The following is a 25,662-nucleotide window of genomic DNA, read 5'->3' as shown; positions in this document are numbered from 1 at the left end:
CTCGTGGGAACAAAAAATCAAACGTTACTGACGTAGAGCTCGCAACTGCACAGATGTTGGCTCGAAACTGCTTGAAAGATTACGGAAATATCCTAAGCCCCGCGGAGCGTCTTACTTTGCAGCGATTTTTGCGCGCCCTTGGTGGTGGTAAATCGGAGGGCAAAAAGAAAGATGATCCGGCGACCATGGTTGATAAAGTCTTGAACATAACTCTTAACGTCAACAATACGGTCCGTAATCGGAAAGCAAGAGAGCACAGGGAGTAGAGATGACTACGGACATTGGTAGTACGGTTGGCTAAAGTGCCCTAGTTACAAGTGAAGCCGCCGAAACCGTCAGAACGACAATGTGTGCCATCGCTGTTCCGCCACCCTCCAAAACCGTCGGATCGTGATGAGGAGCCATCGCTATGACGTAGGCCACCAAATCCGTCCGAGCGGGATGAACTGCCATCACTATGCCGATAGCCTCCAAAACCATCTGATCGTGACGAAGAGCCATCGTTGTAACGGAAGCCGCCAAAGCCATCAGAGCGGGCAGTCGTGCCATCATCGCATCTATATCCCCCAAAGCCGTCTGATCGGCAGTTCTGGGCTTGGGCAGTACCAATGGTGAAAATCGACAAAATAGCGAGACTTAGCAGCAACTTTTTCACTTGGCTTTTCCTCTATTTTTCAGCGGACTCTTTGATAGACAGGATGTTGGCATACAGAGGTAATCTCGTGAGTTAAGACCGGTGCTAGGAATAAAGTGCATCAGGCGGGCATGGTCACACTTTGTTTTGGAGTCATGTCGCTCAATGTCATATCCATACAGTTATGGGGGCACTTTCAATTAAAATCCTTGACATCGCAAGCGAGCTACAACGTTTTCAAACAGTAGTAACAACAGTCTGCGACATAATGTGTCGGTGAGGTCTGGAATGCTCATAATGATAAAGGCGCTCCATTGATGGGCCTGCTGTGCTTTGATGTAGTGCCGCCTTAATAAGCGGTAAACTAGTGTGACTTCGGTAATTTTGGGTGTTCATCGCACTACAGTCCTGTCGCCTGATGAAAAGGAAATTTTTATGGCAATCACACTAAACGAACTTGAACAACACCTTTGGGGGGCTGCCAACATCCTCCGAGGCAGTATTGATAGTGGCGAATATAAGAGCTACATCTTTGGCTTGCTGTTTTTCAAGCGTCTGAGTGACGTCTGGCAAGAAGAGTTCGAACAAAAGCTCAAAGAGTATGGGGACTCATCTTTGGCAGCTGATGCTGATGAGCATAGGTTTGATCTTCCTAAGGGTCATCGTTGGGAAGATGTCAGGAAGCACACCACCAACATTGGTGAGCATTTGAACTCAGCATTTCAAGCGGTTGAAGATGCCAATATGAAATTACGTGGCATTTTCCAAAGTGTGGATTTCAATAACAAAGAACGTTTCAGTGATGAGATCCTAGAAAGGCTATTGCAGCACTTTGAGAAATATGAGATCAGTAATGCCAATGTCGATGCTGACATGTTGGGTAATGCCTATGAGTATTTGATCAAGCAGTTTGCTGATGATGGTGGCACAAGGGGTGGGGAGTTCTATACACCCAAAGAAGTTGTGACCCTAATGGTCAAATGTCTTGAGATCACAGAAGGCATGAGTGTCTATGATCCCACCTGTGGCAGTGGCGGTATGTTGCTTGAGTCCTATCGATCGGTTGAACAAGCTGGTCTCAATCCTCGTTCATTAAGTCTCTATGGTCAGGAAAGGAATCTAAACACCTGGGCAATCTGCCAGATGAACCTTTTTCTGCATGATATAGACGATGCTGATGTGCGGCGTGGTGACACGTTAAGAGAGCCAAAGCACTTGGTCAGTGAAGGTAGCAAAGCCATCAAGACCTATGATCGTGTGATTGCCAATCCACCATTTTCTTTGAAGGAATGGGGTCATACCCAGTGGAAGAATGGTGATCCCTATGGTCGGGATGTCTATGGGGTTCCTCCTGCCAGCTATGGTGATCTGGCTTTTGTTCAGCACATGGTGGCCAGTCTCAATGAACATGGGAAATTGGCTGTGGTTGTGCCTCATGGTGTCTTATTCCGTGGCGGTGCTGAAGGCAAGATCAGACAAGCCTTTATTGAGAATGATTTGGTGGAAGGTGTGATTGGATTGGGTCCCAACCTGTTCTATGGTGCCGCAATTCCTGCTGCCATTCTGTTTTTGAATCAGCACAAGCCTGAACATCTGAAAAACAAGATCATGATCGTCAATGGTGCTGAGGAATTTGATGAGGGTAGAGCACAGAACTATCTTCGTGATGAGCACATTGAAAAGCTATCTGATGCCTATCTTGGATTTGAAGATATTGAGAAATTGGCTCGATTGGTTGATGTCTCTGAGATTGAGGGCAATGATTTCAATCTGAATGTGACTCGCTATGTGAGTCTTGGGGAAGAAGCTGAAAAGATTGATGTGGCAATTGAAGCTCAGAAGCTGACTGAGTTGATGGCTGAACGTGATGCCACTGAGAAAAAGATGACTGCCTATCTTCAGGAGCTTGGCTATGTTGAGTGAGGTTCCTGAGGGGTGGAGATTGAATCGGCTTTCGTCGGTGGCTACTTACACTAATGGAAAAGCGTTCAAGCCGTCAGATTGGTCATCTCAAGGTTTACCAATCATTCGAATTCCTCAATTGAGAGACCCTTCCTCTGATTACAACTGCTTTTCCGGAACCGTTGATGACAAATATCGAGTCACCTCCGGTGATCTGCTCTTCAGCTGGAGTGCAACACTAACCGCTGTAATGTGGAATGCATATGATGCTGTTCTGAACCAACATATCTTCAAGGTAGAGCCGATTGATGACATAAATAAAGAATTTCTGCTCTATCGTTTGTTACTGTCAATCGATGAGCTCATGAAAGGGGCTCACGGCACGACGATGCAGCACATCAAGAAAAGGGAATTGGATACTCATTTGATTTCAGTGCCACCACTCCCCGAACAAAAACGCATTGCCGAAATCCTTTCAAGCGTTGATGAAAGCATTCAAGCCACACAGTCTGTGATTGATCAGGCTGAGCGTGTCAAGCGTGGTTTGATGGAAGATTTGCTCACCGGTGGTTTGGGTAGTGAAGCCATTGCACGAGGTGAGGTTCCTGAGGGTTGGCGTATGATTCCGTTCGCTGATTTTTGTGAAATAAAAGCCGGCGTTGGCTTTCCCGTAAAGTTCCAAGGAAGGACCGAGGGTGATTTCCCGTTCTACAAAGTTAGTGACATGAATTCTTCTGGTAACGAGCAGTTCATGTCTGTAGCTAATCATTACGTGACAGAAGCAGACTTGCCTGTATTGAAGGCAAAACCATATCCCGATGGAGCTGTAATCTTTCCCAAAATTGGTGCGGCCATTAGAACTAATAAAAAGCGTCGTCTCACGAAAGACAGCCTAATTGATAACAATGTTATGGCACTGATAGCAAACGACAATGTGGTTACGCCAGGCTATCTATTTCGAATCATGGAGAGGACCAATATTTACTCTTTCTCGTCTCAGAATGGCTTGCCATCAATCAATAAGTCGACGATAGCAAAAGCTGAGGCGTTGATACCTCCCCTTTGTGAACAAAAACGAATTGCCGAAATCCTTTCAGGCGTTGATGTGTTCATCCAAAGCCAAAAGCAAATCATTGACCAGTACCAAGTCACTAAGAAGGGACTGATGGATGACTTACTTACGGGGAAGGTTAGGACTGTCTAATGAAAGGTCGTGGGGCTGAATGGCGATTGGCTGAGAAACCGACACTGGAGTATCTCCAGTCAATGGGGTATCAGTTTGTGCCACCAGAGTCTCACCATGAACTTCGATCTGCTGACAATCAGGTCATCTTTCGACCACATCTGATTGAAGCCATCCAAAGACTCAATGACATTTCCCTCGGTGACGCTGAGGCGGCTGCTTCTGAACTTTCTCGACTAGAAGATAATGAAGAATGGCTCAATGTATTGAGAGGATCATTCTCCAGAACTGTTGAGGGTCAAAGCACCCAAAAGACCCTGAGACTGATTGATTTCCATGATCCAAGCAATAACCACTTTGCTGTGACGCATCAGCTGTATGTCAAGGCTGAGAAGTCCCGCATTCCTGATGTGGTGGTTTATATCAACGGCATTCCTGTCGTGGCTATTGAAGCCAAGTCTCCCATCAATTTCAAAGACAAGAATGGGGAAGGCTTTGATCAAATCAAACAATACGAAAGAGACATCCCCAGGCTATTCTTTACCAATGCCTTCAATATTCTGACCGATGGCACCACAGTGCTTTATGGCACCACAGGATCACCATCCAAGTTCTATGGCTATTGGCGAGACAGTTATCCACGACCAGATGATTTTGACAATGAGTTGCACAAGGGACTGTGGTGTTTGTTGGAACCCGCCAGACTGTTAGACATTATTGCTCACTTTATCGTCTTTGAACGAGAGCAAGAGTCTGGTGCCATCATCAAAAAGATTTGTCGATACCAGCAATTCAGGGCCGTCAATAAGATGGTGGACCGTGTATTGGAAGGCAAACACAAAAAAGGCTTGATTTGGCACACCCAAGGCAGTGGTAAGTCACTGACCATGGTGTTTGCTGCCTTGAAACTCAAGCAACATCGCACCATTGAAAACCCCAAGGTTTCCAATCCAAACCTATTGGTTTTGACTGATAGGAAAGATTTGGATAAACAGATCTCTCAGACCTTTGTTGCCACCCGTTTGCCCAATCCTGTGCCTATTGCCAGCATTCGAGACCTCAGAGAGAAGATGGCCACTGAGGTGAGTGGTCAAACGTTGATCAGCACCATCTTCAAGTTTGAGGGATCCAAGAATCCCATTCCCAATTCTGAGAACTGGATTGTGATGGTGGATGAGTGTCACCGTACCCAAGAGAAGGATTTGGGTGCCTATATGCGAGCCACCTTACCCAATGCCACATTCTTTGGGTTCACAGGTACACCGATTCGGAAAGACGACAAAAACACCTATGAGAACTTTGGGATCGTGGGTGAGGGTTATTTAGATAAATACGGAATTGATGATGCCGTCAAAGATGGTGCGACAGTTCCAATCTATTACACCAGTCGAAAAACAGAATGGCAGATTGATGAAGCCAAGATTGATAGCCTATTTGATACATGGTTTGCTGATGCCAGTGATGAACAGCTAGAAATCATCAAAAAGCGTGGTGTCAGATTGGCGGATTTGGTTTGTCATCCCAAGCGAGTGGAGTTGATTGCTTTTGATCTGTGGAACCACTTCAAGTCCTATGCCATGCCAGATGGGTTCAAAGCACAATTGGTGGCCTATGATCGAGAAGCCATTGTTCTCTACAAAAAAGCATTGGATGCGATCATCACACAAGATTTAGTCAAGGAGGGGATGAGTGAGGCTGAGGCAAGGTCTGAATCAGAGACCTACACAGCTTGTGTCTATAGTCGATCTCAGGAAGATGACAAACCCAGCGAGGATCATTACAAATCAGCGGTCAGAGAAAATCTGGTGGCATGGTATGCCGATGACAAAGCAGAAGATAAGATCAAAAAGGACTTCAAGACTCGTTATGCCAAGCCCCATATCCTGATTGTCTGTGACAAGTTGCTTACTGGCTTTGATGCACCGGCTGAGAGTGTGATGTATCTGGACAAGCCACTCAAGGAACACACACTGCTACAAGCCATCGCCAGAACCAACCGAGTGGCTGATGCCAAGAAGAAAAATGGCTTGATCGTGGACTACATCGGTGTCAGTCATCATCTCGAGGATGCCTTGTCCAGTTATCGATCTGAAGATGTCCAGAATGCCATGCGAGATCTTGAGAGTCTTCGCAATGAACTCAGAGCTGCGCATCGGGTGTTGTTGGCATACACCAAAGATATCAAGCGCCATGGTGGCAATCTCAAGGTTGAATATGATGCGCTGGTCAAAGCTATTGGCTCAGAAGATGAGTGGATATTATTTCAGCGCAAGGTCAGAAACTTTGTGACCCTCTATGAAGCACTGTCTCCTGATCCCGCTGTGTTGGAAATGAGCCAAGACCTTCGTTGGTTTGCCAATTTCATGTTGTATGGCAGACAAGTCTTCGACAAAAAAGAAAGTTTTGAGACAGGAGATTACAGCGAGAAGATTCGAAGCATGTTGGAAGACCATGTGCATGTCACCGGTTTATCCACCATCGTCAAATTGCGTTCTGTAATTGATGGTGAGTTTTGGAATGATTTTGATCAGGTGGGGGATGATGAAGACAGCCAACGATCGGCTGCTTTGAAAAAGACCACTGAGTTGAGAAAAATCACCGAAGCCAAATTGGCTGAGAATTTTCATCAATATGCCAAATTCAGTGAGAAGCTCAAAGAGTTGATTGAGAAGATGGATGACAGTCAGCTCTCTTGGGCTGACAAATTGAAATCAGCCGAGGCTTTTGCCAAAGAGATAGAAGAAGAGTCTCAATCGTACGAAAGAACAGGTCTGTCATTTGAAGCACACAGCCTTCTGAGGGTCATTGAGTCGATATCTGGTGACAAAGTATCCCCAGATGCCCAAAAATCCCTTGCTGAGGCTGTGGAAGCCATTTACAGCGATGAGAACTCGGCGCCCAAGCTTTGGCAGACCAAGGATGGTCTTCGGAAGGAACTTCGCCAGCAGGTCAGGAAGGCAGCGCACCAACTGGGGTTCACTCAGTTGAGAGAATTGCCAGTGGAATTGGAAGAAATGGCCATCAAGCATTTCTCACGAGGTGAATATGAGTGAGATTGTGATTGGCGACCAAAGTATTCCGTATACCCTAGTGCGCAGTGACAGAGTACGGCGCATTCGGTTCGATATGGATCTGAATGGATTTCGAGTAGTGGTTCCCATTTATGCAAGTGGTGACGACATACGCGGGGCGATGCTTCAAAAAAAGAAATGGATTATCCGGAGTCATCATTCACTTGAAGAGAAGCGTTCCGAGTGTCATAAACTCTATAGATTTCAGAGTGGTGCGAAAATACCGTACTGGGGCAGACTATCGCGTCTGCAACTTGAAGCATCCGATGTGGAAGAAGTCACAGTTCGATACCGAAATGGGTTTCTCGTATCCCATCCCCAATATAAATCACCTCAGACACACGATGAATCTATTGAGTTAGGTTTACAAAGTTATCTGCGCCAACAATTTATGACTGAGGCAAGGCGACTTTGCCGTAAGTATCAGCAATCAATCGGGAAATCGCCAAAAAGCCTGCGAATTACCCAAATGGTAACCAGGTGGGGCAGCTGTTCACCTGCTGGGATAATCTCGCTTGACTGGAGGCTTGTGTATGCCCCCAAGCGTGTTGCTTCTTATGTGGTAGCTCATGAAATGGCGCATCTTCATGTGCTAAATCACACATCTGAATTCTGGAGAACCCTTCGCAGTATCTATGGGAATTTCTCATCGGAACATGAATGGCTTGAGGCGAACCAGCATCGACTCGGCTATGTTCGTTGTCCGATCAACAATGCGATGATTGGATGAGGTCAGATAATCTTTAAGTTACATATGCTGAATATCTTCAAACGAAGAAATTGAGCAAAAAAAGAAAAAGAATTTAAAGATCATCTGCCAAGGAAGGTGAACTTTGATAATAAGGTATACGATTACGTTTCACAAAAACGGCGTAGAGAGAACCACTCGTCTCTTTGCTAAAGACGTGAAAGCTGCAATTGTTAAATTTTTGTATAAAAATAAAGACGTTGATGCAAAAGACATCGTGTCTGTGACGTCGAAAAGATCATTTTCAAAAGAGACAGGTAAGATTGTTGGTGCAGCGCCGAACGAAATAAGCAGGCTCCAAGTCGATGGCAAAGGGGAGGTGCAGAAATCTGAAGAGGACTCTGCAAGCTCATCTAATAATGTCGGAGATGCCAGTTGGCAAAAAAAGCCACTTATATTGGGGCTGTCCTTGTGCTTGATTGTTGCCATAACTCTAATTATTGGGGAATATCTGGAAGATTCAAGTTTCACCTTCAAAAACCAAGAGAGACGGTATAGTTCAGAATGGGATAGTTACCCAGTTGACTTTAGGCGTTTAAGAGAAGATGCGCAAAATAATGATGGGTATATCATCAAGGGTACAAATTTTGAAATAGCGAACCGTTATGGGTACAGAGATTACGTTCAAGAAAAGGCAGATGGTACTCGGTGGGCGATGGTACGTAGTCTATCAAATCAATTTTCTATATCGAGCTGGACAGTAGACTGTGATGAAAAGTGGTTCAAGATTGGGCATATCGGCGGTGAGCAGGAAGATTTGCAAAAACCTGAAATAGGAACCCAAGGGTTTGCCGTTGCTGCAACCATATGCAAAATTCCATTTACTCCTCACTATTGACTATAGAAACTTGCTCGACATGGGATTAAATATGAAAAACCTAGCTATTTTAATAATTTGGCTGATAAGTGTTGATGCATTTGCGGAAATCCCCTGGGAAACAAATCCTAGAGAAACGCCTTATTTTGTTTCAGAATCTGGAACGAGGTACTGGGAATGTAAGGGGCAAGTAGATCCTCGGTTATTGCATTTGATTGCAGATGAAATGAAAATGATATCGGATGCGCATGGGTTTTCACGGCCAGACTCTAGCCTTTGCCTCTACAAAATCTGGGACCATATAGTGGATGCCAGTGTAAAGATGTATTCCGTGGACTATTATGTTTCCTTTAGATCTTTAGAAACCTGTCTCCTGGAAAACTATTGCGACAATGTTAGGTCAGTTACCTTTATGCCCGTTAATGACGGGGTCGCAAGGCAATATCTCTTATCAAGTGTTCAGTTGAAAGATACCAAAATGGTATGCATTGGGTGGGATGGTAACCTTATAAATGCCTTGGGTGGTTGCCGATGATTGTGTCTTAACTACTTTACACATTTGTTGTGTCAGACAACTTACGCAATATCATTGTCTGACCATCTCTATCACCTCCGTTTCATCTCCATGATATGGGCAAGGTAGACCCTTATTTGGTCATACGCAAAAGAGTGTATTAACCATAACGTTGTCTAAGTTGATCTAGTGCGTCTAGCGCCTGCTCTGCAATATGATTCTTAGCCCAACTCGCTTGAGTGAACCATAGCCGGGCACTTTCGATATCGCGAGCCACGCCTTTGCCATTGAAAAACAAAATCCCAAGGTTCAACTGAGCACCATGATGTCCTCTTTCTGCAGCCTTTAGGTACCAATGTGCTGCGGTAGCAGGGTTGGCTGCCACTCCACGTCCATCTTCTAGCAATAGGGCAAGGTTGAACTGAGCAGACACGAATCCCTGATTGGCAGCTCGGGTATACCAGTAAACGGCCATTTGTGGATTGGGTTCTCCTACATACCCCTCATCATGGAAAAGCCCAACGTTAAATTGGGAGGCAGCATCATCTTGTATTGCTGCTTGCAGATACCAGTGCATCGCCTTTCGCATATTGATTGGGACAAGTTTGCCTTCTTCATACAACACCCCAAGATCATGCTGTGCATCAATGAATCCCGCATTGGCAGCTGCCGTGTACCAATGGATGCCTTTTTTTATATCCAAATCCACCCCATTGCCATCAAGATACATGGCACCCAGTTGATGTTGACTCTCAGGTAGACCTTGATTTGCTGCCTTTTCAAACCATTCTGCTGCTCTACTGAGGTTTTTCTCAATGCCGATACCATTGGTTAACCGAATTGCAAGGTTATGTTGGGCATAGTCCAATCCTTGTTCTGCTGCAGATTGATACCAAAAAGTGGCCACTTGAATGTCTTTATCAACCCCAAACCCTTCATCATAAAGGTGTGCAAGGTTGTACATTGCAGATGCAGAACCACTTTGAGCTGCCATTTGACAAAAATGACCGGCCTTAGCCCAATCCCTTTGATCAATGGCATCAAAACACTGTTCACATAACCTTTCACTCATAAACAAACCACTGGCAATAGCTCTGTGGATAACTTATAACCAATCAAACTAGTGGGAGCAAATTTACAAGTCATCTCTTAGATATGATTTCTTTTAATACAGTAAGGAAATCTAATTTTTCCGATATTCCGTTGTATAGTTATTGAAATCAATGTAATCCGTTGTCCACAATTCAAATTGCTTCGTAAGATATTCAGAGAGTCCTTTTGGGTCATATATCTCTTCACACCATACTTCAGAACCCCCTGAAGCTCGATATACATCACCAGTAATAGGAGAGGAATTATTCCAGTTATCTCGAATAATATCCTTTATATCTTTGTTCCCATTTTTGTTACTTAGTGGTCGGGGGTCTTGTATTAGAATATGATAATGCACTCCATAAAAGGCATTTCTTTCTAATATTGGAGTTACAACTATGCTCTTTCTTGATCTTCTACCAAAATAACATTCATTCATTCTTTTGATAAATCTCGAAAGTATCATGGATGCAGTGATTTCATTAACATCTTCTTTGAATGTTAGAGTGATCATGTAATCATGATGTCTTGAGATTATGAATTCCTGAATTTCTTTTTTATATTTCTCAATTATCTTTTCTGCATCAATTGTTATATTTTTAACCATTTTACTAAACTCCTATGTTTTATGATGGCACTAGAATAACCAAGTCTCCCGAGTGTTATTTTCTCGGCTCCAGCGTGTGTGACCTGATTGTGAGCGGAGATGGGATCCTTGAGGGAGTCGAATCCATTTTGGTTAGACGACTTTACGAAGGCATCTCAGCTTTTTCATGAATCTTTACAATTCATGTTCACGCATGGTTATTTAGTTCATTTGAATAAATTAATATTTTTTATATGAGAACTGTCGTTGCAGTCTTTTGAATTTTGAATATTTAGGAAAAGTCGTCAGGTTATGGAATATTTGGAATTGATTGAAAATGAGGGAAAATTTGGGTCAGATTGACTAGAAATATGATGCATTAGCAACCGGTGTAGATCGGTAGTGATGGTATCGGTGATTTTCTCAAAGCAGTGGAAACGGAAAGGTTTCATGCCTTAAGGAGTTTAGAGCGAATGCTCTCGAGGACGTTGGAAATTAGGGCTCTTAAGAATTTAAAAAAGTTGGTGATTATTGTGGTTGATTTCTTGTAGTTGAACGAAACAGTAATTCAAACCCAAGGGCGCTGCCGATGGGGATGATTATGGCGACAAAAAGTGACGCTGCTCCTGGGGCAGTCGGAAAGAGTGTGTTCACTAAACCAACGAATACGAATGTGGTAACGCATGCTTTGGCGTGTATTTTGAAGTTCTTTTGGATCGAACAAAAATGTAGTATCAGAGCGACAATCGCGAATGCCGGCAGCCCAAACCCAATACCGTATGCAAGGACTCCACCGATTAGTAAACCTAACTCATTCATTTGGAACCTCCTCAAATTGCGGCATTGGTATCACGGTACGGCGGATTTTTTGAACAGTGCTTGTACTGCATCCGAGCTTTGATGCGATATTCCGCACAGATAATCCCACACCTAAGAGATCACGAATATCCTTGTGAAGCTTTTCGTTCACCGGTCTGCCTTGGTATTTTCCAGCATCTTGTGCCTTTCGGATACCTTCTGCCTGGCGACGGCGGCGATCTTCAAAATCCTTGCGAGCAATGGCAGCCATCATATCCAGCATCATTCGGTTGATAGCGTCGAGCATACGGCCGGTGAATTCATCTTCCCCATTAACCATATTCATTGCGATGTGGCTTGTCGGTAAGTCCATGGCAACTACGCGCAAGCCCTTGGACTCTATCTCATTTCGAAGGGCGTCCCAGTCTTCTCGTGGAAGGCGAGAAAGACGATCAATTCCCTCAACTAAAAGGATATCACCAACCTGTGCGTCCGCTAGCAAACGCCGTAGTTCCCGACGGTCTGGTGTGGCACCACTGGCATTCTCTACATACCATGCGGCAACGGGTCTATCTTTTGACCGACAGAAATCCTCGAGCGATTGACGCGCTCGATTTGCATTTTGATCAATAGTGGAAGCTCGGAGATATCCTCTAACGAACATGGGAACCTCTTCGTGTAGCGATTAGGGTATATAGTAACACACTGTAGCATTTTGGATCAAGATGCCGTACTTTTCGCTACACTTTTGCCTAACTTCTTAACGTAGTAGTGGAGGTATACCCAAAAAAATAATGATGACGATGGTATGTTCGGCAGCCGACTTATTGAGGTGAGGCACAAATTACATCCAGTCAGCAGCTCGCCCTCACACACCAAGATGCCAGCGTCCCTTATGAGTAACTTGCGACGTTATCCGTCGTTGGTAATGATTACGTACCTGTTTGGTCATCAGGCGCTGCCGGAGCGAGAATCGGCTGGGGGTTTAGGAGCGTAGATGGAGCCTTACTCGAGTTGTTGTTTGATCTTTTTCTCAATCAACTGCTCCATGGCCCTGGTCTCCAGCTGGCTTTTCTCCCAGTCGATCCCCCAGTCCTCCTGAGGGATGCCCGTGGAAGCTCCTGTCCTCGCTAGGGTTGAAGATTCCACCTATCACCTCGATCATTTTCGGGGGGCGTACCCTAAGACAGCACCGCTGGAGAAATTTGATTGAGCAAAAGAAAACGAGAGGCATAGCACAATACCCCTCGCTACAACAAAAAACGGATTCTAGTTATTCTATGACCCGAACCGCTTCAGTCCGAGTTGCACCGCTCTCACCTGGGAAATCTCTGAATAAGGCCTCTACCATCGCTGGCATTACCCGGCTTAACTGAGAAAACGAGCCTACGCTGAATACAGTAGCCTCAAGCAAAACTTTTGTGTCATTTCCGCCAACAGTCTGTGGCTCAGCAATATTTAACTGTAGAGAACGGCTATACACGGTACCAGAATACGTCAAAGAACCAACAACGCCAAAGGTCGGTGTTTGGTAGGTCGTGCCAGAATATGTCCCGAAGCCGCCGCTTGAGCTTATGGTTCCATACGTTGTAGATGAGGAAGTACCTGTCTGCCCTATGATAGGTAGTGATCCAACTTTTTCTTCACCATCACTAATTTTGTATTCCATCTGAATTACCCACATAGCATCAGACTGGGCATCGGCTTCAACATATCCTAATTCAGTCAGATGCCCGCGCACCAAATCTGCGTATGCTCTATATTCTAATGAGCCTGACTGCGCCGCTGTTGGATCGAACGCAAAGGTAATCTCATTAGCACGCGCATCTAAATCATGGAATACGGATATATCAGAGCGGACGACGGTTCCGCAACCAGATATCGCAATCGATATTAGCGCTAACAGCCCCGTAATAATCAAAAATTTTTTATTATTCATAGTGTCAACCTCAGTTATGAGCGCTTTTGCGGAAGGCAAATATAGGCTCGTACTTGCGCCACTTTCCATTAATCTTACAGAAGATTTTTGTCGCCGGCTGCTTAGGTAATCCCCCTGGTGCGACCCCAGATCCCTAGACACTCGATCGCTTCCTAAGGTAGTTATCTTCGAAAACACTTGATGATCGTGTTACTCAGAAAATCAACAACCTACAAGCTCAAATCTGAGGTGTGCGAAATGGTGTGCTACAGCTGACACTGAAAACGTGTTAGCACAATTGAGTGTGTCGTATACCTGCTTTATTCGTTCGTCAGCTTTTTCTAGTGTGACTTACCAACCCTTTATGTCCGCGCACCACTGACACGAAAACGCCTAAAGTAATAAGGTTTGCGCCTCCATCCGCTAATAACGCAGTGAGGTTCATATTTCCCGTGTAACCTATCACGTTACCAACAAGAGCCAACGCTGTTAACAACACTGGCAACACCATTAGCGTGGCAAAGCTAATCTCTCCGGCAAACTTGGTGATCACTACACCAGCAAGCCAACCAGCGAATAGACCAGCTACGAGTGTCGGTCCTACCGCTACTATCAACTCAGATAGATTCAAAAACATTATGTTGTTGTATATGTAGTAGAGGGCAACGCCTAAAAGATAGCCAACAGCCTGACCAGCGAAAACAGTGATGGGATAGGTAAGAGACCAAAGAACAGAGCGTAAATAAATCATTAAAACCACGCCATCAGAAGTAACCTCAACGTTTCAACCATATTTTGTAAAACAAATTTGCCCGCTTCACCGATCAGGTATTCCCCCATTTATAACGCCGTTTTTAACTAAAAATGCCATTTTAGGGGCAGTCATGGACGGGCAGTTTGGGTAGGGCTCCACACAGATCTGTCTTCGTGTAGTGATTCGGGAGATTCCATATCCATAACTCTTAAAGGGCTTCGATGCCTTTGTCGCGCAGCTTCTTGTACGCTTGCCGTATCTGCTCAGCTTTCGCATCGCTTATCGTTGGTGTCTTAGAGGCATCGATGGCGATTTTAGCGTAGGCGATACGCTGCTCTTGCGGCATGTCGGGGTACAGTTCCGCGATTAGTTTTTCTAGATTGACCATGTCTTATTCCTCGTTTACCAATGTGATAAAGACGCACTTGCAGCCTTTATGTTCTTTACATTACCACCTCGCTCTAACGCTTCTTTTGAAATCATATAGAATGCGAAGCAGGTGGTGTATTCGTACTACACATTGCTAAAGACATCCATCATTTCTTCAGCACTAGTGTTTGCAAATGGAGCAGACGTATCTTGTGCGCACACAATTGATGGCACTAGTGCTAGGAAAAGTATTAGAGAGACTAAACGAAACGATTTACACATCAGCGCTCCATCCTATGGAAATATTCCTTTTGCTGTAATTTCAACCATGCTAAGTACTGTGCGTAAGTAGCGTGCCACTTGTGTGCTCAAATTTCTATGTTCGTCTGATCTTGCCCACTTTGCAGTGGTTCTCCGCCAGTTTACTAAGTTACTGTGGTGCCCACGGCAAGTGGGCAAGATTACTTGTCTTAAGGATATCCCCTGAGTTTTATCTAGGCCATCTCTGGGTCGTCAGCTTTGAGCAAGGTTGTCACAGCAAATTCCCTGTAATACCTTCGGTCAACCTATATAGTAATGAGGAGCAAAGAATGCCCAACGAGTCTTTGAGATTTAATTCGGAGCTAGTTTCCAAGGGACGCATTGCTCTGACATGCACGGTATGCCTTTTTCTCCTTTTTTTCTCCCTATCTGCTTCTGCGAGGAAGGTCTATTTTACTAACTCAGAGGTGCAGGCGGATCTAATCGTCTATGAAACATCGTCTCAGGTCCAAGCTGATCTAAAAGTGTTTATTACTCACTATCAAACACACGCTAACAAAAGACCCGGAGTATGGTACGTCGCTAATTCTCAGGGACAAAGTGACACACTCGTGTATGTGACTGACTCGCAGGCGCGAGCTGACCTTGTGATTTATTATGTGAATAGTGAGGTTCAAGCTGGAAGGTAGAACCTATGCCGAAATCCAAGCGGACTCAGAAGAAAACTGACGGGTTAAACAGTTTCTCTAAAACGGCTGCATTATCCGGAATTTTGGTCTCCTCTGCTGTGCTACTCGTGTCCGAAGAAAACTACTTTAGGAAGCTATCGAGTGTCTAGAGAACTGGGTCCGCACCAGTTTCACTGTAAGCACGAGAGTCGCATCAACTGATCTCGGCCCTTATTTACCTGAAATACCGCAGTAGATGCGTCGGGTTGGTCTTCAAGGCGAATAATAAGCTCAGACGACTTCATTATCTGGGTTAGGGCCCATGCGCTTGAAACGGTCGGTTGGAGTTCTAGCAGACGACGACGACAGCGATCTCTGAGACAAACAGGCCAGTCCTTATGTGTCCAAGAGCCAAAGGACCTTATCGGACCACCATCCGCTCTGTAGATAACATTATAGCTATAAGGAGGAACAGTAACCTCCCCGCTAAGCTGAAGAAATACTCTAGCTTTACCCGACGGAAGACACTGTACTCTAAGAAATTCATGCTTCCGCCTAAGTATTCCATCATCGCCTCGAATGAGGCTGCCTCGTAAGGTAGCTTCACTCGTATCCACATCGGTCATTAGATCAATGTTTCTTGAGTGCTCCCACTGCCCATAAATCGGAAGACTAATAAAGAAAAGGAGCGCGCAAACGGTCATCACAACTTTCATCTATTTTTTCATCCTTGATAATAAGCGGCGGTAGTAAGCCAGTTGGCATGTGCGATTATGAAGCATATCCCGCTGTATTTGGTACGGACCCAGTTCTCTAGACACTCAATAGCATTCTAAAGTGGTGCTCTTCCAACTCTGTTGGAGACAGGTCCCCACTCTTAACCTGTGCAGTTCTGGAGGGCATTGCTTCATCGCTGCCGCTATGGCGCCGAAAAAATTGTGCAGGGGAATGATCAGAAGTTAAAAATCGTTCACGTCGTGCGCGGTGCTAAATATAAGCTGTTGATTACTTGAAGGTTAAAGAACTGAGCGGAAAAATCCTGACATTTTTTAGTGCACAGATGTTACACAAAAGACCTTTACAAGCTTTCAAAGTATTGAATTTATTGACTATATTTTTGCGCAACGATTGAGTGGGAATGATGTTGTTTCATGGACGGGGATGCAGCGATAGGTACTTATAGGGTCTCCAATGATGCCATGGGCACGAATAGCTTCATGGGGTTGTCTGTTAACGGTAAAAAAAAGTCGAAAGATCGATAGAAGGCCAGCGCTTCCTGATCGAGTACGTCTAGAACGATGCCCAGAGCAGGTATGCCATTTGGGTTGCTGGCAATCTGGTAGGCATGTCTCAGTGCGTGAACCAGCGTTTTTGCTCCCAGGCCTTGCCGGTGGAACCGTCGGTCGATTCCCAGTTGAGCGAGCAGGATCACGGGAACAGGGTATCGCGGCAGGCGGGATGGATCAGGCAGCTCTTCACGCATCAGGGTCTGAAGGGCCAGAGTGTAATAAGCAGCCACATGAGATTTCCCTGAATCCTGTTTAGGGGTAAGGGCTTCGGGTATATAGGGCAGAACAAAGGTCCGGTTGAGATTCAATGCCATATTCTTTGCCGCGTAGCGACGCAGATAGGTGTTAATGACATCCTTTCCGCAATTGAATGATTGAACATTGATCGCACTGGGATCCAGTGGCAAAAACTCAGCGGTTGGCATTCAGCACGAAGCCCTCTTGGTCAAGCGCTTCTGCCGCCTTACGGAGTTTAGCCGTTGGTGCTGGCGGGTTGTCACAAGCCTCGCAAAAGGCATCAAACTGGGCGTTGGTCAGTTGAATATTGCTGTAGGCTTCTAATACCTCGGGCGCATGTTGCTTTACCAATTGCGTGACATACGCCTTGATGCTGGTTAGGCCAGACGCGCGTGCAGCGCGCTCTGCCAGCGCATAAGTTTCTTCATCCCACTGCATTTCATAGCGTAAAACTTTAGGCATGTTAATCTCCAAATGCTATTTACGGAAAATATCCGTAGCAAACAAAAATACTACGGAATTCATCCGGGAAGTCAAATTGGTGCGGACCCAGTTCCATAGACACTCGATAGCTTCCCCCGGTTATAAATGGCGGAATACCGTATTGGCTTTGGTTTATAAAAACCGTATTTTAGTCACTATGAGTGATCAAAATGAGAAAAAATTAAACCATCTACTGGCTGGGCTCGGTGATACCGGCGTGGTTTCCAGCCGGTGGCTAAGAGCGCATGGCTATTCCAGCAGCCTAGTGGTCCGTTATGTGGATAGCGGCTGGCTGGTATCCCCGGCCCGTGGTGTGTATATGCGCAAAGGCGGCTCCCTGCAGTGGGAAGGTGTGGTGTGGACGCTGCAATGGATGGAGGGTTTGTCACTGCATGTCGGCGGGCGCTTTGCCTTGGCCTGGTTGGGGCATGAGCACTACCTGCGCTTGGGCGAAGCTGCCGTGATCACCCTCTACGGGCCGGATCGTGTGCCCGGGTGGGTGCGCAAGTTGCCGTTGGTTGAAGGTGTCGAGTACTGCGGCAAGGGGCCTTTTGATTTGCCAGTGCCTTCCCTTACCGATGAGACATCGGATCAGACGTTGCTGAACCAGGGCCTGGAGCGGCGTGAAGCAGTGCCGAGCCGGATGCTAGTGTGTTCAACACCGGAGCGGGCCATGCTGGAATTGTGTGCCGAGGCGTCTGATGCCAGTGGGGTCTATGAGGTCGACGCATTGATGCAGGGCATGGCCACGCTGCGGCCAAAGCGGCTTGAGGTGTTGTTGCGACGATGCCACAGCATCAAGGCTAAGCGCTTGTTTCTCGCCCTGGGCGAACGTCACCGGCATGCTTGGTTTTCGCACCTGTCGCTCGATGGTGTGGACCTCGGTCGTGGTAAACGATCACTGGTCTCCGGTGGCCGTTTGCATCCCCGCTATCAGATCACCCTGCCGGGAGACCTCGATGAACAGCTGGGATAAGCGCTACAGCGATCGGGTGCAATTGCTGGTGGATATTCTGCCGGTGCTGGCAAAGGAAACCCGCTTTGCCCTGAAAGGCGGGACGGCCATCAACATGTTTGAGCACGATCTTCATCAACGCTTTAGTGTCAGGTCATCATCCAGGGTCAAGTAATGCATCCCCGTTGGGCGATTTGGCGTACCAGGGTTGTTTTGCCGGCCTGGCGTGGCCCGGCAAGCAATACCACGGGTGTATCCTGGGGAACAGGGATGTTGTATTCATAACGAATACAATATCGTAAATTACGGAATCTATGAATCGAAATATCGGAATAAGGGGAAGTCAAATTGGCACGGACCCAGTTTTCTAGACACTCGATAGCTGCCCCCGGTTATAAATGGAGAGAATGCATAATCGCGCCAAATATATCTTTAAAATGGCGTGAATAATTGTTAGCATCGCGCCATGACGTGGATATGGCAACAACCCGACTGGCCAGATTTTCGGTACGACCAGCGCGCGCTCGATGATAGGGAGCTTAAATTCCGTCTGAAATCGGAGCGCCTGGCCGGCAGCTTTGATGCGCTACCAATGGCATCTCAAGAGAATGCCACGATCGACTTGATGCTTTCCGAAGCCATTAAAACTAGTGCCATTGAGGGTGAAGCGCTGGACAGAGAATCGGTCAGGTCATCGCTACTCTCTTTAATTACGTCAGATACGCTACCCATAAATTCTGATCAGAAGGCGGCGGGGGCCGCGATGTTGCTAGTTGACGTTCGCAAGAACTGGCAAATACCACTGGCACATGATTTGTTGGGCAGGTGGCAATCCATGGCTGTTCCGGAGCAGCGCTACACGCCTATCTTGCGAGGCGCATACCGCAACGATCTCTCACCGATGCAAATAGTGAGCGGGCCTTATGGGCACGAAAAGGTTCACTATGAGGCCCCGACAGCGATTCAGGTGCCTGATGAAATGGCGAAGTTTATCGACTGGTATAACCAAACCAGTCCTTTGAGCGGTAATAAGTCTATAACCGGGATTGCCCGGGCAGGTATTGCCCATCTCTGGTTCGAGGTCATTCACCCCTTCGATGACGGTAATGGGCGAGTCGGTAGGGCAATTGCTGATCATGCACTTTCGCAGTCGCTCGGCTATCCAACCTCGGCTTGTCTTGCCACAGCGATAGAAGCGGATAAAAAATCCTATTACCTGCAGCTGGAGAAAGCGAGCCGCGGGAGCATGGATGTCAACCGCTGGCTGGATTATTTCGCTGATACCGTTATCAAGGCACAAGACATTGCCAGGGCAGAGGTAGATTTTGTACTGGCCAAGACACGTTTCTATGAAGCCTTTGGCGATCAGTTGAACGCCCGACAGGCCAAGATGGTATCGCGGGTATTCGCTGAAGGTCGGAAGGGCTTTGAAGGCGGAATAACGACTAAAAAATATGAAATGATCACCAAGTGTCCCAATCGAACGGCAAGCCGTGATCTTTCTGACTTGGTTGCCAAAGGTATCATCACTCCACTGGCAGGTGGCGGCAGAACAACCCGGTATGAGTTGACGACCTTTGAACCGAACGGTCATTCCCCCGAAAAATGATCAGAAGTTAAAAATCCTTACGATAAAACAGGGTTCGGCTTGCTATAGGAACGCTAGGTCTTTTCAAGGTTACGGTAGCCAGTTCTCTACTTTTAATCCTGGGACTCGTGAGAATTCCCCAACATTGGCGGTCACAACTGTAAGGTCACTGGCGAGTGCATGTGCAGCAATGAGTAGATCGTTTGGCCCGATAAGTGATCCCTTACTTGTTAGGTGATGACGTAATGCTGCGTACTGACGGTCGGTAGGTGTTTCCAGTGGCAAGATTTCCACTGCGGAGAGGATCAGGTCGATGCGTTGCGCTAGTTTTACAGAGTTTGACTTGATCGCACCATAGCGGAGCTCTGCGGCTACAATGATGCTGGTGCTGATAGTTCCTTCGCCTGCCTTAGTGATCTGTGTTGCTACCGCGCCTTGAGGGTTGCGGAGCAGATCTGACAGCGTGTTAGTGTCTAGCAAATATACAAGCGATGGACTCACAACAACACGTCATCTACCGGAGGTAGGTCATCATCTATATTTGGAAAGGGCTCAGCCAACGGGGGTAGGGTGGCAAGCAACGCCAGTAGCTTGCCTTTACGGATTGGCTCCACGATTAGACGGTCACCCTCCTTGTGGATGAGTGCTTCGTCGCCTTCAATCTCAAACTCGCGAGGGATGCGTATGGCCTGATTGCGGCCGTTGCGAAAGACGCGAACGTGGCGTTCTGAAGTTGTCATTAAGCATCCTTTGATTCAAATGGCATATGCCAAAGCCTATGCCAAGGAGCTCGGTTAGTCAACCGAACGGCCTAGACCAACATTCACTTGAGTTTGATCGCTTTTATACCTTGTAAATCAGGAGTTAAATTCCTAAAATGCAAGGTATGTTAAGGCGGCTGATTACAGAAAAACTTCAAAAAACGATCGCACAAGTGCCTGCGGTCGCACTGCTTGGTGCCCGTCAGGTAGGCAAAACGACACTTGCAAAAGCCATTGCTAAAGACATCAACTCAATTTACCTCGATTTGGAAGCCCCCGAGGATTTGCTTAAGCTCAGCGATCCCAGCAGTTTTTTAAGCGCCCATGCCGATAAGCTGGTTATCCTCGATGAAATACAACGAAGCCCGGAATTGTTCCCCGTGCTAAGAGGGCTGATCGACAAAAATCGGGAACAGGGGCGTAAAGCAGGTCAGTTTTTGCTGCTTGGGTCGGCATCCATGGATTTGATGCGTCAGTCTTCGGAAAGCTTGGCGGGTCGGATTAGTTATCTCGAGATGGGGGGGCTTAACGTTGCTGAAATTAATGGTAAGCAAGCGGATCGACAGACCCTTTGGCTGCGGGGAGGCTTTCCCGACAGCTATCTGGCCACAGCTGATGACGTGGCCATGGACTGGCTTGAAAACCTAATTCGTACGTATCTTGAGCGCGACGTACCGCAAATGGGCTTCCGTGTACCCGCAGCAAGGTTACGCCGCCTATGGACGATGATGGCGCATTTGCAAGGTGAGACCATAAACTATTCCAAACTGGCTTCAAACCTGGAAGTCGATGCCAAGGCGGTAAGCCATTACATTGATATTCTGGCAGATCTTTTGCTGGTAAGGCGTCTTGATCCTTGGCATGCCAATGTCAAAAAGCGATTAGTCAAATCACCTCGGTATTATGTCCGCGACAGCGGTATTCTGCACCGCTTGTTAGGCATTAATAGCTATGATGCGTTACTGTCTAACCCGGTTTTGGGCAAGAGCTGGGAAGGCTTTGTTGTTGAGAATATTCTGTCGATCGTACCGAATCGCACAGAAATCTATTTTTATCGAACCGCTGCGGGCGCAGAAGTCGACCTAGTTCTCAAGATGCCGTCATCTGAAATCTGGGCCATAGAGATCAAGCATGGGTTTGCCCCTAAAATCGGCAAGCACTACAACCAGACCTGTGATGATGTTGGTGCAACACACAAATTCATCCTTTACGGTGGTGAGGATGAGTTTCCTGTGGGTAATGATGTGAAAATGATTTCTCTGCCACGGCTTATGGAAAGAATTGAGTCAGGCAAGGGCTAGCATGCAAAACTATCCAGCAATTGCCATTGTTGAAGATGATCGGCTGCTGCGCGAGGAGCTTGCTTGTTTTTTTGAAGCGAATCGCTACCAGGTGCATGAAGCCAACTGTATGGAGGGGCTTTTTGACGTCTTAAAAGGGCACAGCCTTGATTTGGCTATTCTTGATCTCAATTTGCCGGGGCAAAGTGGGTTTGAGATTGCCCAACAGCTACGCGACCGTATTCCCGGCATTGGAATTATTATGCTGACGGCGCGCACCCATATTGACGATCGGGTTAAGGGGTATATGACGGGTGCAGACATTTATTTGACCAAGCCAACGGACCCGCGTGAGTTGCTGGCAGCGGTCAATCGGCTGGCCAATCGCGATGTGGGTCGTACTGATCTGCATTGGGTATTGGATGTTCGCCAGTTTGAGTTGCTTAATGACCAACTTGATGCGCGGATCGCATTAACTGCGGTGGAAACGGCCATATTACGAGCGCTTGCTTTAGAGCCTGCCGGGCTTATGGAGGTGGCTGACCTCTTGGGGCTGCTTGAAGAACACTTTCCGGATCGCGCTAATACTCGGCGCTCTTTAGAAAACACGATAAGCCGTTTGCGTAAAAAGGTGATGGACAGTGTTATCCACTCTCAAACCAAACCGCTGATCAAAGCGCATCGCAATGCTGGCTATCAGCTGACATTGACGGTACAAGTTGTTGAGAGCAACTAAGAACAACTAAGGGGCCACATCATCAAAAAACGCTGGGGTTTTATTCTTGCGGGCGGTTTGTGGGCGCTGTTAGCCGGTACGAGTGCGGCGCAAACCCAGTACCCGATTGAAGAGCTTGCCGTTTATACCGGGCCGGTGACGACCGAGACCACCGTCGAGAGGGTTGCCGACCCGGCGCAGGCAGAGCAATTTGAGCCCCTCAATGACCACTATTCAGCCGGCTATTCCCGAAAGCCGCATTGGTTGCGGTTAACGCTGCAGGCACCTCCAGCCGATGTGACTGGCGAGCGGGTGTTGCATATTGTCGGTAAACCCAGCTTTTTGGGCTCACTGATTCTCTATCAGCCCACGGAAAAGGGCTTTATAGAATGGCGAAACGGCATGACGGTGCCAGTAAGTCAGCGTCCGTTTCCTGATCGGCATTTAAGCTTTTTAGTGGAATTTGCAGATGATCAGCCGCAAACCTTTTATTTGAGGATGCAAACGCCAAGTAGCGCATTTCTTGATTTAACGGTCTGGCAACCGGTTGATTTTGCGAGGCAAACCGTCAGCGAGCTATTGCTGATTGGTATTTATCTGGGGCTGCTTGTTGCTGGCGCTATTAATACCTTGTGGCATCGGCAATGGATCAAGGACCCGCTTCAGCGTACTTACTTGTTGTTTTTGGTGGTGATGTTTATCCACTTTTTGGGCACGAGCGGTTTAACGGTAAAACTCTTTTTCCCAGAAAATCCAGCGTATGCCTGGATTATTGTGGCAACGGGCACCTATGTGGTCTCGGCAACGCTAATTCGTCTGCTTATCCATGCATTTGACATGCATAACGGGCCTAAGCCGGTTTTACGCGTTTTTCAATTGGTGTTTTGGGCGGCCATTGTGTTTTTTCCAGCGCCATTTTTGGGTTTGCATTCTGAAGCGGCACAAATCATGGTTATGCTGGGCACTTTGGCGCTGTCCATCGGCACGGGCTGGAGTCTGTTACTGATTGTTCGGGGTCAGACAGGCAGTATTGCTTTATTGATTGCCAATCTAGTTCCTTTGGTGGGTGCGCTCATCACAAGTCTGGTTTTACTGGGCTTTTTGCCCGGGTCTAACACCCTTTTCTCTACTTTTCAGGTTGGGTTGCTTGGCAGTTTGGCGGCCTTTCAGATTCTTCTGGCACAGCGCAGGCAGTGGCTTGAAAAAGCGTATGCAGCGGCGCGCCGAGAAATCCGCCAAGCGGAGCAAACGGCGCAATGGGAGCGCGCTCGAGCTGATGAGCAACAGCAGTTTATGAGTATGCTGACTCATGAGCTACGAACACCATTGTCGTTGATTCGGTTGCGACTGGATGCCGAAAACCCCTCAAGGTCGATGCAAGCGTATGCTCAGCGTGCAGTTAGCGATATGGATGCGATTATCGATCGCTGTGCCATAGCAAGCCGCATTCAAGAGGGCATTGAAAGAGTTTCAGCACAGCCGCAGCTCATTGTGGACGTGCTAGATCAGGTTATCTCCTCGCTAAAGGCCGAAGACCAAGTAAAGGTGACATGGCATGGCGATATTGCCGGTGAGCTCATCGAAGCAGATCCGGTGTTATTACGCACTGTTTTATCGAATCTGCTGGACAATGCGATTAAATACTCGAAGGATTCATCGCAGGTGGGGCTTGTTGCTGAGCCGTCTATGTTTGAGGGGCGTGATGGGTTTCGGCTGCGCATTTGCAATAACATCGGTGCAACTGGGTTGCCTGATCCTGCGCGTGTGTTCGAAAAATATTATCGAGGCCGAGATGCGTCGCGAGTCAGTGGTTCAGGCCTTGGGCTTTATATCGTGCATAATTTTGTTCGTCGAATGGGGGGTAATGTGGTTTGCGAAGTCACAGAAACTCCAAATAAAGAGGTTTGCTTCGAGCTATGGCTACCCAAAACATCCTTGTTGTAGAAGACCATAGTGCGCTGCGGGCGGTGCTGGTCGAAACGCTTGAGGCTGCTGGGCATCATGTGGTTGCAGTTGACTGTGCTGAGGCGGTGGCTGAGTACCCAGTGTCTCAGCGCTTTGACATTGCGGTTATCGATTTAAACCTGCCCGGAGAAGATGGTTTATCGCTCACCACTCGGCTGCGGAAAACGTGCCCTGAACTCGGGATTATTTTGGTGACGGTTCGCGATGCGGTGGATGACAAGCTGCGCGGTTATGCCGGTGGTGCTGATCTTTATCTCACAAAGCCCATTGATGCTAACGAGCTGCTGTTTGCGCTTAGCGCATTGGCTAGGCGTCTCTCGGGCAGCGCAACAGATACTAGCGTTTATCAGCTTGATCCATTGCGTACACACCTACTCACGCCAGAGGGCACTATGGTGCGCCTGACCCGAAGAGAGGTGCAGGTTTTGCACGCTTTTGCGTTAGCGCCGAATTCAACGCTAGAAACCTGGCAGCTGCTTGAGATTTTGCACCTTGATGAGTCAGACCGTGCTAAGCAGAATTTAGAGGTCTTGATTTCGCGGTTACGCAGCAAATTTCGAGCGCATGGGATTGATCCGACAACCCTACAAACCGAGCGCGCTGTGGGCTACGTTTTAACGCTTCCAATTGAGATTCGCTAAGCATTGCAAGGTAGTGCAAGTTGGCGATTTTGCTAGGCGGTAATCTGCACTAAATCAGTTGCCTAAACGGCGGTAATTTAGTGCTTAAACGGTTATTTGCGGGCCTTAATCTCAATCCCATCGCAAAGGCGATACGGGATGATTTTGGTATCGAACCGCTTGAGCAGCGTTTGCTCTTATCAGGCGATCCACTGCTCACGCCCGCGGCGGTAGCGGCTCCCAACGATGAGCCAGAGCAGCCAGCCGAGCGTGTTGAGTACAAAGCGGACCAATCAGAAGTCCAAGAAGAATCGAGCCTAGAGCTCGATATTGCCGATCTTGACGCAGAAACGACAACACCAACCCTTCGCGTAGCTGAGGATGAAACCCTCGGCGGCAGTCAGGCTTCGAATGTAACAGTCGATGCTGCATTGGATGAGTCAGGACAGGCAGA

Annotated in this window: 25 protein-coding genes; 14 read left to right on the top strand and 11 right to left on the bottom strand. The window is 47.1% G+C overall.

Annotation, left to right across the window (positions count from 1 at the left end; all coding sequences use genetic code 11):
* The first annotated feature begins 1,069 nt into the window (after positions 1 to 1,069).
* The 5 genes from GH984_RS03285 to GH984_RS03265 all read left to right on the top strand — a co-directional run bounded on the left by GH984_RS03285 (position 1,070) and on the right by GH984_RS03265 (position 8,376).
* The gene (locus tag GH984_RS03285; RefSeq protein ID WP_153718793.1) at positions 1,070 to 2,557 is read left to right on the top strand and encodes a type I restriction-modification system subunit M; all 1,488 of its coding nucleotides are present in this window, start codon (positions 1,070 to 1,072) and stop codon (positions 2,555 to 2,557) included.
* On the top strand, positions 2,547 to 3,740 hold the full coding sequence (locus GH984_RS03280; protein WP_153718792.1) for a restriction endonuclease subunit S: 1,194 nt from the start codon (positions 2,547 to 2,549) through the stop codon (positions 3,738 to 3,740). Before GH984_RS03285 ends, GH984_RS03280 begins: the two co-directional genes overlap by 11 nt.
* Positions 3,740 to 6,772, top strand: coding sequence for a type I restriction endonuclease subunit R (locus tag GH984_RS03275; protein ID WP_153718791.1), 3,033 nt, complete (start codon positions 3,740 to 3,742; stop codon positions 6,770 to 6,772). Before GH984_RS03280 ends, GH984_RS03275 begins: the two co-directional genes overlap by 1 nt.
* Positions 6,765 to 7,520 carry a M48 family metallopeptidase gene (locus GH984_RS03270; protein ID WP_153718790.1) on the top strand — a complete coding sequence of 252 codons (756 nt, stop codon included), beginning with the start codon at positions 6,765 to 6,767 and terminating at the stop codon, positions 7,518 to 7,520. The genes GH984_RS03275 and GH984_RS03270 overlap by 8 nt, the downstream gene beginning before the upstream one ends.
* Before the next feature lie 175 nt (positions 7,521 to 7,695).
* A complete protein-coding gene (locus tag GH984_RS03265; protein ID WP_153718789.1) occupies positions 7,696 to 8,376 on the top strand; it encodes a hypothetical protein in 681 nt (226 codons plus the stop codon).
* Positions 8,377 to 9,029: 653 nt separating this feature from the next.
* Here GH984_RS03265 and GH984_RS03260 read toward each other — a convergent pair.
* From GH984_RS03260 to GH984_RS03230, 7 genes are all read right to left on the bottom strand, one after another.
* Positions 9,030 to 9,941, bottom strand: a complete 912-nt coding sequence (locus tag GH984_RS03260) for a tetratricopeptide repeat protein (protein WP_153718788.1) — start codon at positions 9,939 to 9,941, stop codon at positions 9,030 to 9,032.
* A 111-nt stretch (positions 9,942 to 10,052) separates the two neighbouring features.
* Complete coding sequence (locus tag GH984_RS03255; protein ID WP_153718787.1) at positions 10,053 to 10,568, bottom strand: hypothetical protein; 516 nt, start codon at positions 10,566 to 10,568, stop codon at positions 10,053 to 10,055.
* A 507-nt stretch (positions 10,569 to 11,075) separates the two neighbouring features.
* Positions 11,076 to 11,366 (bottom strand): hypothetical protein, encoded by a 291-nt coding sequence (locus GH984_RS03250; RefSeq protein WP_153718786.1) that lies wholly within the window; start codon positions 11,364 to 11,366, stop codon positions 11,076 to 11,078.
* Positions 11,359 to 12,009, bottom strand: a complete 651-nt coding sequence (locus GH984_RS03245; RefSeq protein WP_153718785.1) for a recombinase family protein — start codon at positions 12,007 to 12,009, stop codon at positions 11,359 to 11,361. The genes GH984_RS03250 and GH984_RS03245 overlap by 8 nt, the downstream gene beginning before the upstream one ends.
* A gap of 609 nt (positions 12,010 to 12,618) precedes the next feature.
* A complete protein-coding gene (locus GH984_RS03240) occupies positions 12,619 to 13,284 on the bottom strand; it encodes a DUF4136 domain-containing protein (RefSeq protein ID WP_172973152.1) in 666 nt (221 codons plus the stop codon).
* A gap of 310 nt (positions 13,285 to 13,594) precedes the next feature.
* On the bottom strand, positions 13,595 to 14,014 hold the full coding sequence (locus tag GH984_RS03235; RefSeq protein ID WP_153718783.1) for a hypothetical protein: 420 nt from the start codon (positions 14,012 to 14,014) through the stop codon (positions 13,595 to 13,597).
* Between the two features lie 211 nt (positions 14,015 to 14,225).
* Positions 14,226 to 14,405, bottom strand: coding sequence for a hypothetical protein (locus GH984_RS03230; protein WP_153718782.1), 180 nt, complete (start codon positions 14,403 to 14,405; stop codon positions 14,226 to 14,228).
* A 571-nt stretch (positions 14,406 to 14,976) separates the two neighbouring features.
* Here GH984_RS03230 and GH984_RS11065 point away from each other — a divergent pair.
* Entirely contained in the window at positions 14,977 to 15,336 is a 360-nt protein-coding gene (locus tag GH984_RS11065) for a 7(1) septoil knot domain-containing protein (RefSeq protein ID WP_369691916.1), read from the top strand.
* 1,156 nt (positions 15,337 to 16,492) lie between these two features.
* Here GH984_RS11065 and GH984_RS03225 read toward each other — a convergent pair.
* Together GH984_RS03225 and GH984_RS03220 are read right to left on the bottom strand one after the other, a co-directional pair.
* On the bottom strand, positions 16,493 to 17,029 hold the full coding sequence (locus GH984_RS03225) for a GNAT family N-acetyltransferase (RefSeq protein WP_153718781.1): 537 nt from the start codon (positions 17,027 to 17,029) through the stop codon (positions 16,493 to 16,495).
* Entirely contained in the window at positions 17,016 to 17,303 is a 288-nt protein-coding gene (locus tag GH984_RS03220) for a type II toxin-antitoxin system TacA family antitoxin (RefSeq protein WP_153718780.1), read from the bottom strand. Before GH984_RS03220 ends, GH984_RS03225 begins: the two co-directional genes overlap by 14 nt.
* A gap of 142 nt (positions 17,304 to 17,445) precedes the next feature.
* On the opposite strand from GH984_RS03220, the gene GH984_RS03215 reads away from it, so the two are divergent.
* The 3 genes from GH984_RS03215 to GH984_RS03205 all read left to right on the top strand — a co-directional run bounded on the left by GH984_RS03215 (position 17,446) and on the right by GH984_RS03205 (position 19,888).
* Positions 17,446 to 18,300, top strand: a complete 855-nt coding sequence (locus GH984_RS03215; protein WP_253939109.1) for a type IV toxin-antitoxin system AbiEi family antitoxin domain-containing protein — start codon at positions 17,446 to 17,448, stop codon at positions 18,298 to 18,300.
* On the top strand, positions 18,284 to 18,454 hold the full coding sequence (locus GH984_RS03210) for a nucleotidyl transferase AbiEii/AbiGii toxin family protein (protein ID WP_253939144.1): 171 nt from the start codon (positions 18,284 to 18,286) through the stop codon (positions 18,452 to 18,454). Before GH984_RS03215 ends, GH984_RS03210 begins: the two co-directional genes overlap by 17 nt.
* A gap of 291 nt (positions 18,455 to 18,745) precedes the next feature.
* A complete protein-coding gene (locus tag GH984_RS03205; protein ID WP_153718779.1) occupies positions 18,746 to 19,888 on the top strand; it encodes a Fic family protein in 1,143 nt (380 codons plus the stop codon).
* 69 nt (positions 19,889 to 19,957) lie between these two features.
* Here GH984_RS03205 and GH984_RS03200 read toward each other — a convergent pair whose 3' ends face one another.
* Together GH984_RS03200 and GH984_RS03195 are read right to left on the bottom strand one after the other, a co-directional pair.
* Complete coding sequence (locus GH984_RS03200; protein WP_369691915.1) at positions 19,958 to 20,368, bottom strand: type II toxin-antitoxin system VapC family toxin; 411 nt, start codon at positions 20,366 to 20,368, stop codon at positions 19,958 to 19,960.
* The gene (locus GH984_RS03195) at positions 20,365 to 20,607 is read right to left on the bottom strand and encodes an antitoxin (RefSeq protein ID WP_153718777.1); all 243 of its coding nucleotides are present in this window, start codon (positions 20,605 to 20,607) and stop codon (positions 20,365 to 20,367) included. Before GH984_RS03195 ends, GH984_RS03200 begins: the two co-directional genes overlap by 4 nt.
* 137 nt (positions 20,608 to 20,744) lie before the next feature.
* Here GH984_RS03195 and GH984_RS03190 point away from each other — a divergent pair, with 137 nt between their 5' ends.
* The 5 genes from GH984_RS03190 to GH984_RS03170 all read left to right on the top strand — a co-directional run.
* Entirely contained in the window at positions 20,745 to 21,929 is a 1,185-nt protein-coding gene (locus GH984_RS03190) for an ATP-binding protein (RefSeq protein ID WP_153718776.1), read from the top strand.
* A gap of 1 nt (position 21,930) precedes the next feature.
* Positions 21,931 to 22,644, top strand: coding sequence for a response regulator transcription factor (locus GH984_RS03185; protein ID WP_153718775.1), 714 nt, complete (start codon positions 21,931 to 21,933; stop codon positions 22,642 to 22,644).
* Between the two features lie 57 nt (positions 22,645 to 22,701).
* On the top strand, positions 22,702 to 24,567 hold the full coding sequence (locus tag GH984_RS03180; RefSeq protein ID WP_153718774.1) for a sensor histidine kinase: 1,866 nt from the start codon (positions 22,702 to 22,704) through the stop codon (positions 24,565 to 24,567).
* Positions 24,540 to 25,229: a response regulator transcription factor gene (locus GH984_RS03175; protein ID WP_153718773.1), complete on the top strand. Its 690-nt coding sequence runs from the start codon at positions 24,540 to 24,542 to the stop codon at positions 25,227 to 25,229. The genes GH984_RS03180 and GH984_RS03175 overlap by 28 nt, the downstream gene beginning before the upstream one ends.
* Positions 25,230 to 25,309: 80 nt before the next feature.
* A partial coding sequence (locus GH984_RS03170; RefSeq protein WP_153718772.1) for an LEPR-XLL domain-containing protein occupies positions 25,310 to 25,662 on the top strand: 353 nt, incomplete at its 3' end.

The sequence above is a fragment of the Spiribacter salilacus genome (assembly GCF_009649225.1).
Lineage (GTDB): Bacteria > Pseudomonadota > Gammaproteobacteria > Nitrococcales > Nitrococcaceae > Spiribacter > Spiribacter salilacus.
The sequence above is the reverse complement of the archived record's forward strand: the minus strand, read 5'-3'. Positions and strand labels throughout refer to the sequence as shown.